General features: G+C 61.4%; 16 protein-coding genes and 2 pseudogenes. 5 read left to right on the top strand and 13 right to left on the bottom strand.

The annotated features are described in order from the left end of the window. Positions 1–313 precede the first annotated feature (313 nt). The 3 genes from FH609_RS32495 to FH609_RS23990 form a co-directional block, all read right to left on the bottom strand. The gene (locus FH609_RS32495; protein WP_226961909.1) at positions 314–1,123 is read right to left on the bottom strand and encodes a glycosyltransferase family 4 protein; all 810 of its coding nucleotides are present in this window, start codon (positions 1,121–1,123) and stop codon (positions 314–316) included. Positions 1,124–1,587: 464 nt separating this feature from the next. After that, positions 1,588–2,469 (bottom strand): glycosyltransferase family 8 protein, encoded by an 882-nt coding sequence (locus FH609_RS23995; protein ID WP_139667543.1) that lies wholly within the window; start codon positions 2,467–2,469, stop codon positions 1,588–1,590. A gap of 82 nt (positions 2,470–2,551) precedes the next feature. After that, positions 2,552–3,544, bottom strand: a complete 993-nt coding sequence (locus FH609_RS23990) for a UDP-glucuronic acid decarboxylase family protein (RefSeq protein WP_139667542.1) — start codon at positions 3,542–3,544, stop codon at positions 2,552–2,554. Positions 3,545–4,503: 959 nt separating this feature from the next. Here FH609_RS23990 and FH609_RS23985 point away from each other — a divergent pair. Then, positions 4,504–5,280: a transposase gene (locus FH609_RS23985; RefSeq protein ID WP_139667541.1), complete on the top strand. Its 777-nt coding sequence runs from the start codon at positions 4,504–4,506 to the stop codon at positions 5,278–5,280. Between the two features lie 134 nt (positions 5,281–5,414). Here the strand turns inward: FH609_RS23985 and FH609_RS23980 are convergent, their stop codons facing one another. The 7 genes and pseudogenes from FH609_RS23980 to FH609_RS32325 form a co-directional block, all read right to left on the bottom strand. After that, complete coding sequence (locus FH609_RS23980) at positions 5,415–6,143, bottom strand: class I SAM-dependent methyltransferase (protein WP_264372765.1); 729 nt, start codon at positions 6,141–6,143, stop codon at positions 5,415–5,417. Positions 6,144–6,268: 125 nt separating this feature from the next. After that, the gene (locus FH609_RS23975; RefSeq protein WP_193317885.1) at positions 6,269–6,949 is read right to left on the bottom strand and encodes an HAD family hydrolase; all 681 of its coding nucleotides are present in this window, start codon (positions 6,947–6,949) and stop codon (positions 6,269–6,271) included. Further along, positions 6,942–8,102, bottom strand: a complete 1,161-nt coding sequence (locus FH609_RS23970) for a glycosyltransferase family 4 protein (protein ID WP_139667538.1) — start codon at positions 8,100–8,102, stop codon at positions 6,942–6,944. The genes FH609_RS23975 and FH609_RS23970 overlap by 8 nt, the downstream gene beginning before the upstream one ends. A 25-nt stretch (positions 8,103–8,127) precedes the next feature. Then, on the bottom strand, positions 8,128–9,387 hold the full coding sequence (locus tag FH609_RS23965; protein WP_139667537.1) for a galactosyltransferase-related protein: 1,260 nt from the start codon (positions 9,385–9,387) through the stop codon (positions 8,128–8,130). A gap of 3 nt (positions 9,388–9,390) precedes the next feature. Then, positions 9,391–10,233: a phytanoyl-CoA dioxygenase family protein gene (locus tag FH609_RS23960; RefSeq protein WP_139667536.1), complete on the bottom strand. Its 843-nt coding sequence runs from the start codon at positions 10,231–10,233 to the stop codon at positions 9,391–9,393. 271 nt (positions 10,234–10,504) lie between these two features. After that, a complete protein-coding gene (locus tag FH609_RS23955) occupies positions 10,505–11,176 on the bottom strand; it encodes an ROK family protein (RefSeq protein ID WP_193317884.1) in 672 nt (223 codons plus the stop codon). 296 nt (positions 11,177–11,472) lie between these two features. Further along, a pseudogene (locus tag FH609_RS32325) lies at positions 11,473–11,595 on the bottom strand (IS5/IS1182 family transposase); the annotation flags it as partial. A gap of 70 nt (positions 11,596–11,665) precedes the next feature. Between FH609_RS32325 and FH609_RS23945 the strand changes: the two are divergent. From FH609_RS23945 to FH609_RS23935, 3 genes are all read left to right on the top strand, one after another. Beyond that, positions 11,666–11,884 (top strand): transposase, encoded by a 219-nt coding sequence (locus FH609_RS23945; RefSeq protein WP_193317883.1) that lies wholly within the window; start codon positions 11,666–11,668, stop codon positions 11,882–11,884. A gap of 86 nt (positions 11,885–11,970) precedes the next feature. Then, complete coding sequence (locus tag FH609_RS23940; protein ID WP_139667533.1) at positions 11,971–12,372, top strand: IS3 family transposase; 402 nt, start codon at positions 11,971–11,973, stop codon at positions 12,370–12,372. Continuing rightward, positions 12,303–12,890, top strand: coding sequence for an IS3 family transposase (locus FH609_RS23935; protein WP_226961908.1), 588 nt, complete (start codon positions 12,303–12,305; stop codon positions 12,888–12,890). Before FH609_RS23940 ends, FH609_RS23935 begins: the two co-directional genes overlap by 70 nt. 30 nt (positions 12,891–12,920) lie before the next feature. Here the strand turns inward: FH609_RS23935 and FH609_RS23930 are convergent. The 3 genes and pseudogenes from FH609_RS23930 to FH609_RS23920 form a co-directional block, all read right to left on the bottom strand. Then, positions 12,921–13,508: pseudogene (locus FH609_RS23930) on the bottom strand (IS5 family transposase); the annotation flags it as partial. Positions 13,509–13,545: 37 nt separating this feature from the next. Beyond that, positions 13,546–15,219 carry an XRE family transcriptional regulator gene (locus FH609_RS23925; protein ID WP_139667531.1) on the bottom strand — a complete coding sequence of 558 codons (1,674 nt, stop codon included), beginning with the start codon at positions 15,217–15,219 and terminating at the stop codon, positions 13,546–13,548. Positions 15,220–15,790: 571 nt separating this feature from the next. Then, positions 15,791–16,522 carry a helix-turn-helix domain-containing protein gene (locus FH609_RS23920; protein ID WP_226961907.1) on the bottom strand — a complete coding sequence of 244 codons (732 nt, stop codon included), beginning with the start codon at positions 16,520–16,522 and terminating at the stop codon, positions 15,791–15,793. Positions 16,523–16,783: 261 nt separating this feature from the next. Here FH609_RS23920 and FH609_RS23915 point away from each other — a divergent pair, with 261 nt between their 5' ends. After that, positions 16,784–17,218 (top strand): hypothetical protein, encoded by a 435-nt coding sequence (locus FH609_RS23915; RefSeq protein ID WP_139667529.1) that lies wholly within the window; start codon positions 16,784–16,786, stop codon positions 17,216–17,218. The last annotated feature ends 42 nt before the right edge of the window (positions 17,219–17,260 follow it).

The following is a 17,260-nucleotide window of genomic DNA, read 5'->3' as shown; positions in this document are numbered from 1 at the left end:
CTCTCAGCGCCACCCCAGGTTCGAGCCGCAGGCTTTCACCGATGGTGATCACGCGTGGCGGCTGCGGCAGGTGACGCGAATGCCGGTCCAGCACCCAAGCTGGCAGCTGAAGTGACCGAAGAGATGAGCGGGCCCCTCGCTGACTTGTGCTCGAGCCCGGCTGATCGAGGGATTTCGAGAAACTCCACACATTCCTATCCATGCCGTCCTCTCATCGGTACTGGCCTGAACCGTCCACTTCTGTCCTGCATCCCAACCGCCTAGCAAGCAGGTGCGCGTCCGGCGTCAGCCGGCCTGGAAGCCATCGCACAGGTCAACTCGACCTTCTCTTGGAATCGCTCAGAACCCCCTCCACAGCTGAGACGAGGGCGTCCGTCGCACTCTTTGGTTGATAGTTTTTCTCATAGAGACTCAGCGCGGTCTTCGCCAGGTGCGTTCGCCGGTTAGTATCCAGGAGTAGTCGGACACATGCATCTGCGAAAGGTCCTGCGACGTCAGCGAGCTCCAGGTGCTCTCCCGCCACCACATCGAGTCCTTCTGCCCCGACGGACGTGGAAACGACGGCAACTCCGTGAGCGAAGGCCTCAAGGATCTTTATTCGGGTACCCGCACCGACTCTCAGAGGGACACAGACGACGTCTGCCTGTCGAACGACGAGCCCCATGTCCTCCACATCGTCGGTTACTTCAACGCCTGGGTGCCTAGCCAGTGCTCGTACACGATCCGAGCAACGGCCGGCAAGGACGACGCGAAGGTTCGGAACCTTTTCACGCACGAGCGGAGCGATATCCTCAACCAACCATCGAGCCGCGTCGACGTTGGGAGGGTATGTGAGGAAACCCTGAAAAAGAAGCACGGATGACCTCGGTCCCCCGGAACGGGGGGACGGAGAACCAGAAGGCGGAGCATAGGTGTTCGGGACCAGAGCCACTCTGGCCTTTCCGAAGCGAGTTCGGTCTCGGACGTTCGACAACACCAGTAAGTTCGCTCCACGCGATACTCGCCGATGCGCTGAACGCCACCATGCGATTTCACGCTCGATGCGCAGCCGCGAGACCGGCGACAGCGGTTCGGCACGTTCATTCTGCCGTACTTCGACCCAACGCCTGAGTAGGACATCCATGCAGTCGTCAACGTCCACGATGGAGGGGACGTCTATAGCACCATGACCTCTGAGCCAGTTGAACTCTCGGTTGTACCAGATCACATCGTAGGATGTGCCAGCTACCCATCGCCTTAGTTCGGCAACCATGGTACGCCGGGTGCGAAGAACCCGTCCGCCTGGCCGACCCAGCATTCCTTCGAGAAGTCCCTGTTTCAAGGAAAACCACGTCGCCGATTCGGGGACACAATGAAAGCGAGAAAGCACGGTGCCTGGCGGGGGTGCGCTGGGCTCTCCCACACCTGACATTACAAAGAGATCCACGGGCCCCAGAGTATTTAGTCCGCGCGTGACAGTGTTGAGGCGCTGGGCACCACCGCTGGGACTCACCCACGGCCATAAGTCACTCACTATAAGTGTGCGCATCAAAAACCTCCGACCTTGATATCACGAAGCCGTATTCAGCGGTCTCCCGGTTGACGTCTTCATGCGCTGGGACGCCACCCGGCCCAGTTTGTTCTGTCTAGATGATGAAAAAACAGATCGGGCCGGAGGTTCCTCTCTTCGTAGTAGCCCAAATCGTTCCAAGGCTTCTTAGCGCCGTTGTAGTGACGCACACGCGGGTGGCGCCAGATCTCAGAGCTCCCCGAGTTTCGCAGCTCTTTCCTCTCTGTTTCGTACCAGCAGTTCATGACATTCCACTGTGGATCTACTGGGTAGAAATTTCCGTTGACGACAGCATTCAAGGCATCCTGGTCCGCGAGCAGCATCTCGCTCCTATTCGCGGCGATGTACTCGAAGGATCTTTCCGAGACCCTATGCCTTTCCCACTCTTCCCTGTCGATCACCAATACACCTGCGTTGAAGTACCGAGCCTCGCCGTCCAGTCCCAAACTGCGCCATCCAGGTATCCCGTGATCACTCGAGATGAGTGGAGTATAGGGATCCTGGACCGCGCCGAATGGAAGGTTACCCAAAGGATGTGCCCAAAGCTCAGCCAAGGAGGCAACCGTTATGGTGTCCGTATCGAAATAGATGATCCGCTTCCAGTCGGAAGGAAGCAACTGGGGAATCAGGAGACGGGCATAGGTGGCAACGGTCAGATGCTTGTTTGCCCTGGAATGGGTAGGCAAACCGCGCAGTTCGTTTTCGTCGACTTCCAGCCAGACAATCTTCACAAGGGGATCACCCCAGGAAGCAAGCAGTTTTTCCTTCGATTCGGCTGAAATGCCGCAGGAGAGCACGGCTACCTCTACGCTGCTCCCGGGATCTTCGCCAGCATTATCGATAACGGAACGTACGCATGCCCCCATTGGCATCGCATAATTCTCATCTGCCGACACTACGAAACGCATAACCTCAGACATTCCGACCTCTCCTCTTCTGTCGTCACTACTCACCAGTGCTGCAATCTCTCACCCTGTACCGCTCTCCACTCTCGCCGATGGCTCAATCGAGTTGCCGGGCAGTCGCCTGAAACCATGCAATGGTATATGCGAGCCCAGTTTCGAGACTCACGGAAGGACACCATCCCAGTATCTCTCCAGCCAGCGATATATCGGGCTTACGCTGTGTTGGGTCATCCGTCGGACGTTCCACGAACTTCATCGACGAGGGAGAGTTACACATATCAATCACTGTTCGAGCCAGATCGACAATTGACCTCTCATCCGGATTCCCGAGGTTTATTGGACCAGAGTGTTTACTGACTGCTGCAGCAAGAATGCCCGTGACCATATCATCGATGTAACAGAACGACCTCGTCTGGCGACCGTTCCCGGCCACCGTGACATCCTCTCCGGCCAGAGCTTGCGCAATGAAATTCGGTATCGCCCGGCCATCGTTCACCCTCATCCTCGGTCCATAGGTGTTGAAGATGCGAACAATCGCAGTGTCCACGCCGTGAGTCGTGCGATATGCCATCGTCAGCGCCTCAGCAAAACGCTTCGCCTCGTCGTAAACACTTCTGGGCCCAATGGGATTGACATGACCCCAGTATGATTCGGGTTGAGGATGCTCCAGGGGATCCCCGTAGACCTCAGAAGTCGAGGCGAGCAAGAAGCGAGCACCATTCGCTCTCGCCAGCGAGATCAGGTTGAGTGTCACATGACTACCGGCTCTTAATGTCTCGATAGGCAGGCGCATATAGTCCTCCGGCGAGGCAGGGGAAGCGACATGGAAGACGGCATCGAGATCCTTCTCGGTCTTCAACTCATGTTCAGCGTCCTGGATGACCAGACTGAAACGGGAATCGTGCTGGAGATGAGAAATATTCGCATAGGAGCCCGTGCTCAGGTTATCCACACAGATGACCTCCACACCGTCTCGCAGTAGCGCGTCGCACAGATGCGAGCCGATGAAGCCTGCTCCCCCGGCGACAAGAACCCGGCGCAGGCGACTACACACTGCCTTCTTCAACAACTCGCCGTAAGACTCTGGCATAGTTTGTTACCTTTCTTGATCGCGGGTTCGTTCCTGGTCGTTCGCAGAATCGAAGGAATCCAGGGACATCAGGTGTGGCGGCCATAGTTCTGCCGCAGGTAGCTCAGAGTGACTGGCCGCCCGGTGCCCGCGACGACTCGGTCATGGATCGGGATATGCGAAGTAGACCGTTGTGTAACGACACGCCGGCGATTTCATCTGCTGGGACCATGGACAAATCGTCGACGGAGACGCACTACTGCCCCACATCCCCGCTCCACGGTCCACCACCCTCCGGCTCGTCGGACTTCTTGGAGCTGACTGCGTGGCGTTCTCGGTGGCGGGCAGCAGTCATCGGCTTGAATGGCGTAGGCAAAGCGGCCGGTTGCCCGCGGGCAGGCGACAAGGAGACTGCAGCGAGGTCTCGATGGCGACGGGGATCGGCGTGTCCGGCTCGTCCCCGTGTAGGTCGGCAGCTCGAGGAGCGCGTTCAGATCGAGGTCATCGGTGGTCCTGGCCTTGGCGACGATGACTCCCTCTCCGTCGGCCAAGGCCATGTCGTGTTGATAACTGGCCCAGATGCCGCAGGTGACGGCCATTGCCTCGCTTACGTCCTCTCCGTCGGAGGTTGCCTGGTCGCACTCGTGCAGGAGGGCGGCCCTCTCCTGGGAGGGCTCAGCGCGCCGGCATCCGATTGGCCGTTCATCACCCCAGCGGCTGGCAGGGCTCTTCCTCCGCGGGGAAGCCCCGATGGCTCCCGGCTTGTGGAGAAACGACTTCTGCCGACGACTCGGCCCGCGATCACTGATCGTCGGCCACCCCAGGCCGGCGGAGCTCCTGGTGCCAACCACCAGGTACGGAAACAGGCGGGACGGTGCCGGGCCCCTCTGGTCAGAGAACTCCGAAGTCTGGGCCCGCATCAGAGCTCCGCATCGTCCCTGCGTGCCCACGAGACCCACATACGCCGCGACCTGCACCCGTTGCGGGCGGGAGGCGACATCGCGATCGACCTGCGCATCCCGACCCCCCGCCGCTACGACCTGACTGCCGACCGCATCCGCGCCAGGAACCGACGTCGCGTCCAGGTACTGAAGTGCCTTCCCGCCCTGGAACGTGCCTGCCGCTACAGCACCTCCGAGACCGCACTGGTCCTGCTCACGAAGTATCCGACGCCCGCTGCCCCGCGCCGCACGGGACGCAACCACCTGGCCAACTGCTTGAAGAACCGCAAGATCCGTAACTTGGAGAACGTCCCGGCCACTGCGATCGAGGCTGTCGAAGCTCGTTACACCACCATCCCCAGAAAGAAGCTGGCCGCCGCCATGGGTAGCATGACGGTGAGGAAGGCGATGGCCGTCGACGAGCAGAGCGCCAATATCGACAGCCTCGTCAGGGGCCGGTCTCGCAAGCACCGACACGCCGAAGTGACTACCAGTCTGCCCGGCATCGGCCCCGCGCTCGGCACCGAGTTCGTCGGCCTGACGGGCGGCGACATGAGCCTGTTCACCACCGACGACAGGCTTGCCGGCGTCGCGGACCCGGCGCCGGTGCCCATGGAGTCCGGACGTGTCACCGGCACCCTTGACCGCCCTCGGCATGACAGCTGCCGCTTGCTGCGGCTCCTCTGGCTCTCTCCTAAGTCCACCGCTCGTCCCCGCCCGGTCTCCAGGACGTTCCACGACCGTGAGGGCGTGGAAGACAAGGGCCTCAGGCAAGCCATCTCCGCCCTCTCCAGAAGGCGCCTGAACGTCGTGTAGGCGCTCATACGGGACGGCCGGGCGTTCGCCACCAGCCCTCGGGCCCTCGAAGCCGCAGCAGCATGACGCACTCACTAAGCGCCGCCAGTCCCACTTGACACGGCCATTGGGAATCCTCTCATGCATCACTTTTCTCAGTCATGGAATTGAGGTGATCCGCGCTTCCTCGAGATCACGATATCCTGGAAGTCGGTGAATGTAGACCCACCTCTCCATGATCCCCAGTGAATCTCTGCGATGAACAAACCGGCTTGACGATGCATGGAATGCACATCTGTTTCCTCGTAGTTCACTACATGCTCATCGCAATCGGCATGCTGCACCCGATAGCCGTCGCGCTGGTGCGGGAAATCGTATCGGGGCGGTGCAATCAGTTCCTCCTTCTCCTTCACTTCTTCTGGATTGAGGAAGAAGGTGCAGAATGCAATACCGCCGGGCATCAGCACTCGTTGAAACTCTGCTAGGTAATGGCCCACATCCCGCGGGAGCATGTGAGTGAAAACCGAATTCGCCATCACTATATCGAATGACATATCTGGCGCCGGCAGGGAAAAGCCGCCTGCCTCCGCCGAGTTGCCCGGTGTGTAGTAGCCATTCTTCACGTCTATGTGCTCAAACCGCAGCCTCTTATCACGGGATGTGAGATTCTGCGTGCACCAGTCAACTGCTTCTCTTCGAGGTTCGAGTCCAACATACTCTCCGTCCTGGAAGTAGTCGATAAATGGCCAAGCCTTTCTCCCTAAGCCGGAGCCGACGTCAAGAAGCCGACTGTTCGGAGTCAGTCCAGCCATTCTGGTCAGGTGATCGAGATAGGCTAAACCGTTTCGTCGGTAGACCCATCGGCTGGGAACACCTTCGTACATCACGGAACGAGGAGGGCAGGGCAGTTGCGGGTATCGCAAGAGAACGTATACATCGGCAACCTTGAGGAGAGCCCTAGTCAGACCAGTGGGCCTGCTGCTTTCCAATGAACGGGCAAAGAGTCGCATCAAGGCCTCCTGGTATCGTCGATTGCAGGACGAGACCCCGCCTTTTCTGCGTATCCGGATTCCTTGCTGTCAAGGACACGGAGCCTGTACAGTTCTTCTCTGAGGCTTTTCGCGGTAGTGAAGATCACTCCACGAACACCCATTCGCTGAGCGCTTTCGACATTCTCGGCCCTGTCATCGATAAGCAGGAGCTGCTCTCTCGCGACACCCGTCCTACGATGAGCTATAGCGAGTAGTTTCGGATCCGGCTTGGCGACGCCGTGCTCTCCAGATGTCACCGTGCTCTCGAAGTTCTCGAAGATGGGATAACGTGCCCGTAGTTTGGGCATCGCCCACACTGGGCTGTTGGTCACCAGGTGAAGAGGGAGACCGGCACGAGTAAGGTCCGAGACAATCTCCATGATTCCTGGAACTAAGTTCGGGACCATCTCTATCCATCGAGAATAGTATGCCTCGATGGCTAGGCGAAAGTCCGGATACCGTCGCACTTTCTCGTCTATCGCTCCGGCCACGTCCGCGCCGAGATTTAGTTCATGGTTCCACTGATAGTTGCAGCAGTCAGTGAGGAATCGGTTCCGCTCGTCAGCGCTGGGGATGACAGTACGATAGAGGTGCTCCGGATTCCAGTCGACCAGAACACCACCCACATCAAACAGGACGCAACGTATTCGTTCATACATGGAGCGGCTCCGGTGTGGGCTGGAGTGCCTCGTAGTAGAGCGCCAACGTCTCATCGATCATGCGTTCTGAGCTGAAATACCGACTCACCGTTCTCGGCCCTTCAGAGGCGAACCGATGACGCAATTCTGGCTCAGACAAGAGGACACGCAGTGACTCACTCATCGACTCCACGTCTCCAGACGGAAACAGCAGTCCATTCGTGCCGTCCTGAATGATCTCCCGGAAGGCGGGGATTGCAGACGCGGCAGTCGGTAAACCCGCTGCCAACGCTTCCAGCACTGCCAGCCCCAAGCCCTCCTCATAACTAGGCTGCACATAGACGTCAGACCGTTCCATCAGTGCAGGTACGTCCTCGTAACGTACACTCTGATCAATGGCAACCACATCAGTAAGCCCAAGCTGATCTATACTCGTCTGCAATTTCTCGGCATAAATCAGCGAGGCTGAGCTGCAAGTACCTGCGATCGTCATGGTGAACTCCACACCCTGGTTCTTCAGGTGAGATGCCGCCTCGACCAGTTCCATGAGTCCCTTACGCGCTTTCAAGCGCGCGAGGCATAGCACATGCGGTACCGATCCCTTACGAATCTCGGATTCGCGTATCCTCGGGAATCGGTCAACTTCCACACCATGATAGATGGTTCGAACTCTTTCAGGCGGTGCCCCGAACAAGAAAGCCTTGTCCTGGTAGACTCGGCTGCCGGCGATGATGAACCGGATGGGAAGGTGCTGGTAAACGAATCGGCACCGCCCACGCCCGAAGCCTTCTTCCTGCGGCCTCATTTCATGAAAAGTTGCAAGCAAGGGAACTTCGTATTCCGAAGCGAGCATCGAACCGACTATGGCACCCTCTTGGCCATTGGCATGTACCACATCAGGCGCATCTTCGGACGCGAGGATCTTTTCCATCTCGTCAAGCAGAGAGAACTGCATTTGCTGCCACCTGACCTTGTCCGGCCTCTCAAACGCCTCGACAAACTCGGTGAGCCGATGGACATCAGCTTCCGGCTCGGCATCAGTGACCCTCGTTCCATCGGTGACGACACGGACCACATTTCCGCGGTTACGGAGCCCATCGACCAGAGTGCGGGCATAGGTCTCGGCGCCACCGATCACAGGTGGGAATGTGGAGCACACAAATAGGATCTTCATGAAGTTACCCCCTCGGTGGCTGTGCTCAAGTGGTCTCGCCAGACCTATTTTTGTGTCCCTCTATGTCGTTCTGCGGATCTCTGTACTTCCCAAGGTCACCGATCCTCGTTTCTGACCAGTCTTCTCGACCAAGAAGCCATTCGTTCGAGCGCCTGCCCTCGACCTCCATACGAGGTCGTCCATGATTGAGGTGAAGCAGAGAACCCGACCCTGTTCGTGTCTCAGTGAAAGCTGAAACACGATAGAAGAAGTCGTTATCCTCGTCACCCCACCCTTGGTAGCGTTCGTCGAATCCATGGATCTGGTGGAAGACATCGGTCTTGACGAGGATCGAACCCCCTCTTGCCGGGATCCGGTATCCGAAGAATCGGCTCCTGTCTGGTGGCACACCACCTGCGGAGAATCGCTGCCTCAAAGCGATTTCGGTGGATACGTCGTCAAGGTACAGAACGCTGCTGTGCGGTAGATAGGCGCCAAGTTTCTGCCTGTCCAAGTCACTGATGACCTGTTCCAGATATCCGTGTTCCAATAGAACATCGGCATCGAGGAAGCAGAGATAGCGATCTTTTTTGCCAGCGCCGTGGACGGCTCCTACATTATGCGCCCAGCTACGGTTGTAGGGCCCCCAAGAAGGGGCATGTAAATACTGGTCACACAGATCACTGATATGAGACTGATTGCGCGGCTCCCCATCAGCCTCGACGCACACTATGCGATACCGGTCTCTCGCCAAAGATTGATCGTTGAGGGCGAGCAGCGATGCCGTCAAGTTGCGCAACCGTCCGGGCTCCCCTGCGGCAGCGCGAAAATCGATAACAGCGCATACATCTCGGGAGCCCGATCGGGATACTGGACGTGCGAGGTGGGACACCTGGTGAGGGCTCCACTTCGCGACGGTGTCACCCGAGCGGTACGCGGATCCCATCCACATGTCGAGTCGATTTCGCTGATTGAATACCTTTGAGGCTTCGACCAGTGCCATGAACCTTCCGTCATCCCCCGGAAGTACCTCCATGATGGTTCCGGCAAGCCTACGTTGCAAACCCACGTCACGCGGCGCCGTCTTCAAATCGTACAGGGCTTCTTCCAGCCTTTGATTCTGATACGTCGCCAACTGACGGATGAGTCGAGTAGCTAGTCGTTCAGAGCGTTTCCATAACGGTGCGCTAGTTCTGGCAAGAGGATCCGAGAGCAATACCGCTGCCTTAATGATGTTGCCGGCCACTACCACTCTCTCGGCGCTTTGTCCGTCCGAACCTTCGGGGGGATCCCACAGCGACTCCATCGGTCACGCTCCCCAGGGTTCAACGCCCAGAAGCTTCTTGCCGAGTTGGCTCATAACAGCAATCTGTCGATCGTTGTATCGAGTGGGGCCGATCACATCGGCTATGCCATATGGGTTGTCGAATCGGACCCACCGCAGAAATTGCACAACCCGCGCAGTCACGTTGCGGTTGTGGGTGGCAGCGTGAGGCGTGAGGTAGTGGAGAAGGATGAAATCTCCCGGTTCACCTGTCACTTCGACCGGATCCGGATACCCCTGCAGGTCGCCCCAATCCCGATACTTGTGTCGACCTAGGGCGTCCGCTGCGGCTTCCGCAGCTACGCGTCGATGGCCGCCAGGGACCACTGCGATCCCTCCCCCTCCGGACTCGACCTTACTGAAATAGAAGCAGCCGCCTATCTCCATTTCTGCCTGATCGAGCCGAAATGTATCAACACTCTTCGGAACGCTATTATCGATGTGTAGGCGCTGGCTTGTTTGGACCCTTGGCACCTCGAAGCTGCGTACCCCCGGCGAGCCTCCCCAGTCATGCCGCAGCGTGATACCAAGAGACCCATCGAAGGCTCTCAGACGCTCTGTGCCGAGAATCGTGGACGCAACGTTATAGAGTGTCTCGTTCTGGAACACAGGGATGAAGAACTCGTCATCGAACGTCTGATTACCATCCTCATGTAACGGCTTCAGCCGTCCATACCTCGACTCCCATTGCGCCGGGATCGCCAGGTCCGCCGGGACCATTTTAAGAATCTTCTGCCTGTAGCGATCCGCTTCCTCAGGATCGATGGCCTGCTTGATGACCGTGAAGCCGTCACGCTCAAAATTCGCCTTCATCTCCTGCAGGTTCACGCTTACCTCGCATGCATTTTGTGAAACGCCGGCTTAGTTTCGGCATTGATTGTGCGCCTCTGCTCAGGGGCGCACTGTTGCTCGTGATAGAGATCTGGAGAGTGGCGCGCCGGGCAGCTATTCCCAACAGTTATCGGCGTGAGACCTTGCCGCTGTGGAACAGCTCAGCTATCTCGGCCGCACTGCCGTCCTTTACATGCCGAGCGAGAAGAGTCGGTTCCGGCCGCGCCAATGATTTAGACGGCAGTTCCGAAAACGTGCAGAGTGGGCCTTAGGTGTCTTGCCTGGCAGGAGCCTCTGCCCGCCGAACCTCTGTCAGGCGTTCGAACAGCCCAACATAAGCGGCTGATTTTGCTGCCTTCGGTGCCGCCGAGGCTTCCACGGCAAAGACACCGTCCAACTGCTCCCTCAGGGCTCCTACGAGGTCCGGGTGTGAGCGCCGGACCAATCCACCTGCGAGCACCACAACCGTGTGCGGCGGGATCCGCGCGCCGTTGATGCCGGTCGCGAGCTGCTCAACGATTCGACGCTTGTCATGCTGGCTGAGATCGGTCGGCAGATACTGGCCTCCAATTTGGGCGTTCAAACACCCCTTGCGACAACCGTCACAGAGCGAATCTCCGAAGCCAAGTTGATGGCTGAGATCAACAGGCACGACCTCACCGTCAATGATCATGGCCCCACCCAAGCCGGTGCCAATCCCTGCGTACAGGAGACTGTTCGGTCGCTCTTCTCTGAGTAGCCATTCGCCCAGCGCAGCAGCCTCGGCATCGTTCATGGAGACGTCAGGACGGCGTCTATAGCCCAGCTCCCGCCACGCGTCGATGTCGTCCCATCCCACCTGGGTGGCGCCCCACACACGCCCGTCGATGACCAGGCCCGGCGAGGTGAAGGCGTAACCCTCACCAGATGCCTCTGGCACAGGGCCGTCGACGAAGGTCACCACCCCTGCCTCAAAGATGGCGCTCTGCACTGAGGACCCACCGACTTCGACAACATGCACAGCGGTCCCGGGTGTCGCGCAGTACGACGTCAATGTCTGGGCGAGGAGGGAAGGAAGCGTCATACTTACCTCTCTGGGCGACTCCGGGTCCGGCGACGTTCACGGCTGTACGTATGTCTGAACCATTAGAATGCTTTCCACCCGCGCCTCAGAGCGAACAGTGATCCTGCTCACAGCAGACCCCCGCGCCCCGTGCCTCTCAGAGCGTGTTTGAGACGTCGCTTTCGCCCGGTTTTTTATCCAGGTATCGGCTGTTTGGTCTGTGGTGTCGGGTCGCGCCAGGAGATGGTGTTCTCGCTGGTGAGGCGGCGGGCCATGAGGCCGGTCATGGCAATGTGGATCACGGCTTCGGATCGGGTGTGAGGTTCCCCCGAGCTGCGGGGATGGGTGACAGAGGGTCAGATGGGTTTCATGAGAGGAGCCCAGACGATGCCTGCGCCGAGGAAGTATCCGCTGGAGTTGCGTGAGCGTGCGGTACGGATGTACCGGGCCGCCGAGCCGAAGCCTGTGATCCGCCACATGGCCGAGGAACTCGGCGTGCACCACGAAGCCCTGCGTAACTGGATCCGCCAGGCCGAGGCTGGTGCCGGCGAGCGGGGCGACCTGCTCACCACCGCCGAGCGTGAGGAGCTTGCCGCGCTGCGCTAGGAGAATGCCCAGCTCAAGCGTGCGAATGAGGTCCTGCGGACGGCCTCGGCTTTTTTCGCGGCCCAGCTCGACCCGACCCGGCCCAGGTGACGGCGCTCATCAACGAGCACCCGCATCTGGGGGTCGAGCCCGTACTCCGGGAACTGAACATCCCCTCCTCCACCTACTACCGGTGGCGCCAGGCCGAGAAGGAACCGTGCGAACGGCGCCGCCGGGACGCCGAGCTGACGGACAGGATCCGGCAGGTCCACGACGAGTCCGGCGGGATCTACGGCTCACCCCGCGTGCACGCCGTCCTCAAGCGTGAGGGCGTCCACGTCGGCCGCAAGCGCGTCGAACGGCTCATGCGCCAGGCCGGCCTGGCCGGGATCAGCCCCGGCGGAGCAAGGGCTTCACCCGACGTGACCAGGACGCCGATCTGGCCCCTGACCTGGTACAACGCGGCTTCACCTCGAACGGGCCAAACCGGCTGTGGGTCACCGACTTGACCATGATCCCCACCGGGGAGGGGCCGTTGTGGCTCTCCGCGATCCGCGATGCGTTCTCCCGCCGGGTCGTGGCCTGGAAGACCTCCGCCCGCGCGGACGCCGACCTGGTCCTGGCCTCGCTGGAGTACGCCCTGGCCAGCCGCGAAGTCACCCCCGGTGAGCTCATCCACCACGCCGACCACGGCTGCCAGTACACGTCCGTGAAGCTCACAACACGCCTGGTCAGGGCTGGTATCCAGGCATCCATGGGCTCGGTCGGCGACTCGTACGACAACGCCCTAGCGGAGAACCTGGGGATGCTCATCAAGACCGAGTGCATCCGCGGACGCGTCTTCGCCACACGTGCCGAGGCGAACCTCGCGCTCTTCGAGTACATCGACGGCTTCTACAACCCCCGCCGCATCCAGAAACGCCTCGGCTACCTCAGCCCGATCGAATACGAGGAGAAGCACTACGCCAACCAGGCAACGACCGAACAAGTGAACCTGAAACCACGTCAACCCACTCTGACCAGCTAGTCAGCCACACCCGCACAGCGGGGGAACCTCAAGGTCAGGATGGTCGTACGCTTTGTCGGCGCGAACCTTGCCAGGGCGGTAGTGGCGGGCCGCGGTCGGGGTCGTGTCTCGATTGGAGGCCGGCGAGCAGGGGCTTCAGGCCCTGGCTGTCGTGGACGTTGCCACCTGAGACAGCGACCACGACAGGCAGCCCACTCGCATCGGACAGGATGTGCATCTTGGAATCGGGCTTGCCACCGTCCACGGGGCTCGGACCTGTGTGTTCGCCCCTTTTTTTGCCCTCACGTGGGCTGTGTCGAGGATGACGCGGGACAGGTCGAGAAGCCCGGCGGCGGCGAGTTCGTCGAGCACCGCCCGGTGAAGCCGGACCCACACCCCGGCCCTGGACCAATTCAGGAACCGACGGTGCGCGGTGGACTTCGATATCCCGAAGCACGGCGGCAGATGCCGCCAGGCGCAGCCGCTGGTCAGTACGCAGACGATGGCCGCGAGCACCGCCTCATCAGGCGTGTTCCACGTCCCGCCACCCTGGGGACGCACCCGCGAAGGCGGCAATAACGGCCGCGCGATCTCCCACAACCCGTCCGGAACGATCCACCCCCACCGCGAACTCCCCATGCCCCCACAACGGCCGACTCACCACATAGCACACGGTCTAAGCCCAATCGCCATCCGCCACGTGCGCGTGGGAGGCGTCCTGCTGGCGGGTGGTCCCCGCTTCGGCAACAGCATCTCCCGCCCGCGTTGCCCGCCGTTCGATCTCCCAAGTCGCCCGCCACTCGCTCGTCGGCCGGCGGTGCCTCGAACAGAACCAGAGCCGCAGCTCCCATGCTCCCGGCAGTCGATGATCCACCGCGAGCCGGGCCACGGTCGTGAAGTTCTCCGACTCCCGCTGGAACCACAGAGCCGCCTCTGCCGGGTTGCCGAACCTCTTGGGTTCGAGCGGTGGGCAGCTGGCCAACGACGGAAGTTGTCGGTTGCCGCCCATGACGTGGAGGGCCGCGTCCGCCGTGTGCACGTACCACTCCACCAGACGGCGCACCGCCCCGGCCCGCTCGGGCGCGGGGTCTTCCTCCTCCGCCAGCCGGGCCGCGTACACGCGCAGCAGGTCGTGGACCCCCCACCCGTCCCACGCGGTCTCCTCAGCCAGGTGCATACTCGCCAGCTGTTCGAGGAGCCCTCGTGCCACCCAGCTGGGGCGGTCCACCAGGGCGGCAGCCGCTTCAACCGCGATGTCGCTGCCGGGAAACAAGCCCAACAGCCGGAACGTCCTTCGCGCTTCGGGATCAAGATCGCGGTAGGAGCAGGAGAACGCTGACCGCACCGCCAACTCGTCCGCCGCCAAGACGTCCAGCCGTGCGCTATCCCGGATCAGGTCCGACGCCAGTTCGGCGACCCGGTGACGCGGAGACGCGACCACCCGCTCCGCCGCGATCCGCAGCGCGAGCGGCAGATGCCCGCACCGCTGCGCCAGGAGGCGCACGGACTCCGGCTCCAGGCGCGCCCGTTCCCCGATCGTCGCGGTCAACAGCTCGATCGAGCCCTCTGGAAGCATGGGCCCCAGCGCGATCCGCACCGCACCGTCGTTGACCGTCAACCCGCGCAGCCGCCGGCGGCTGGTGACCACGACTGCGCAACCGGCCGCTCCCAACAGCAGCGGCGCAACCTGCTCGTAGGTGCCCGCGTTGTCCACGACCACCAGCAACCGGCGGCCATCAGCAAGGCTGCGCATGAGCCCGGCACGTTGAGCGGTACTCGCCGGAATGCTCCCTGCCGCTACCCCGAGGGCGAGCAGGAACCCCTCCAAGACCTCTCCAGGATCGGCCCGCTCGCCGGACAGAGCGAACCCCTTCAAGTCCGCGAAAAGCACCCCGCCGTCAAAGCGGTGGCTCACCTGGTGGGCCCAGCGCACCGCCAGGGCGGTCTTCCCCGCTCCCGGAAGGCCATCGATCAGGACGGTCATCACCGTCCCGGCCCGAGCGGCCAACTCCAGAAGTTGATCAAGCTCTGCCAACTCGTGAGTTCGCCCGACGAAGGTGGCACCGGCACCTGCCGGAAGCTGTGCGGGACGTGGAAGCCGCTCCAGTCCGACGTCACGCTCTCCCACCACAGCCAAGGCGACCAACTCACCGCCGGCTCCCAGCACTTCGTCGCAGGCACGGGCAAGGCCCATCGTCGGTTCGCTGAAGCCGTTCTCGATCCTGCTCAACCACCCCGGGCTGACGTGCACCGCCGCAGCCAGTCGACGCTGAGACAGACCGCGTGCTTCCCGCCACCGCCGCACGCTTGGCCCAAATGTTGCCGTTCCACCGTCGCTCGAAAGTTGCATGATTCCCAGCGCTTCCGCTCAAGCGCTCTCCGCGCCCGCATCGTTAACGTCAGAACACGATCGTTGAACCCACCAAGCGACGCGCCTGAATGCCGTCTGGGTACCGAGACCTGCTCGACCTCCCCATTCCGCAGTCGCCGCATGGGAGTTGAAAGGCGATCACGCCTTCCTCCGGCTGGTCACCCGGGCGCCACGGCGACTACTACCCGACTCATACCCCACCTCGGTTCCCGCAGAGAAGAACAAGGCGACTCTATAAACGACCATCTGCCTCATCAATACCTGCCATAAACGGTCGGCTGAACCCCGCCCCCGGCCCCAGGAGGCCAACTTCGAACCCGAGCACGCTAGTTCGGCGTGGCATCCACATCGCGCGGTTCGACCTTCGACTTCAAGTTCACCGTGGCGAAAAGCCGCCTGGCAGGTTCCCGCCACACCGAAGTCGGCACGTGCGTGCCGGTTTCCAGCCGGAACCGGCACGCACGTGCCGACTTCCATCTTTCGCCCAGGGTCCGGGTTTCCAGAGCAGCGCAAGCCAGTAGGTTCTCTGGGGCGCTCCTCTAACGGGTATCTACGTCGAACGTGACACCAGCGGCGTGATCATCGCGAGACGAGCCGACGTGTCGGCCAGGGGACGAAGAACATGGGCGAAGACCTGGACCGGGCCCGTGTCCGTCTGAAGCGTGAGCTGAAAGGGCCCACGAGGAACATCGAACGCCATGGCTCCGCTTACCTCTTCCCCCTCCAGGTCTTCGAGCTGCTGCCCCAGCGCCGCCATAGGCCCTGCGGGATGGTGCTCTCGCGCGAAACGCAAGGTTGATTTCAACCGGGCGACCTGGTCCCCCCACGCACCTCCGAAGACACGACGAGCGTCCGGTTCGCTCACCAACCACGCGGCGAGGTTCATCCCGGGCTCCCACATACCCGGAAAACGCTCCTCCATCGCCGGGTTGACCGCGAGCACATCCCAGACTCCGTTCGTCAACACGGCGGGAATATCGAGATATCCCACGAGCAGGCGGAGCCCCTGGTACGTCGCCTCATCACCATCTGAGGAATCATGTCCCGGGACCGGGAGCAACCGCATCGTCTGAAGGAACAGGGCGGCCCGCGCTGTCTCATCCAGGAGTAGCGCATTCGCCAGACGCTCCAGCGTCACGCGTTCCAGGCGAACCGTCTCGCCGTGCTCAAACTTCCGGTACCAGCGCTCACTCACGCCAGCGCGCCCGGCTACCTCCGCTTGTGGCAAAGCCCGGCGTCTTCCCTCACGCTGTCCGGCAGAAAGACGCCAGCGCCTCAACATACTCGTCAGATCAGATTGCGGCCCGTCCCGACCGTGCTTTCTTTCCGCACGCGATTCGCCCACAACGGCATCGTCGGCAGATGGAGTGTGCTCTCGCCAGGTGGGAAAGGCCGTTCAGGTGGCTGCTTCTAGGTCGTCGAGCAACACGCTCGTGGCAGGAGTCGCCTTCTGAGTGCAGTCTGTGGGCCGATCCGGTGACCGGTATGGGCATCGAGGGGTGTCGGGCTGAACAACGCCGGGGTGAACGATAGCCATGCGTTTATGGATCTCCACGACCTCTGCTTCCGGCACGAACTCGACCAGCGGCTGTTCGACCTCTATGCCGCGCCCGATGCCGACAAGAACCGTCGGAGAACCATCCCTCGGGATGCGGAGGCAGCTCGCGCTCTGCTGGGTACGGTCAGCACGCTGACGGGCCACGCACCTTTCGCGAAGATCGCCCGCTGCGCCCTCGCGGCCCACGAGCGCTACCTACGGGAGGACGGGCTCAGCTTCGCCCTGTGCCGGGACAGCGCCCTGCGGGAGTTCTGCGGCGAGGGGGAGGACATCCGGTTCCTGGGCTGGGCCGCCCTCATTCTGGAGACCGTCCGCGTCCAGCTGGGAGACGATGCATTCGGTCCCTTCCTCCGTTGCGTCATCGAAGCCGAGAGCGCCTCGGCTGCCCAGCACGCGGAACGAGGCAGGGTCTGCGTGTAGCCGCCGGGACCGCCGGCCGCCCCCTCCCGCCGTCTCGCGCTG

This window comes from Streptomyces sp. 3MP-14 (assembly GCF_006334905.2).
GTDB lineage: Bacteria > Actinomycetota > Actinomycetes > Streptomycetales > Streptomycetaceae > Streptomyces > Streptomyces triticirhizae.
This window is presented reverse-complemented; position numbering and strand designations above follow the sequence as displayed.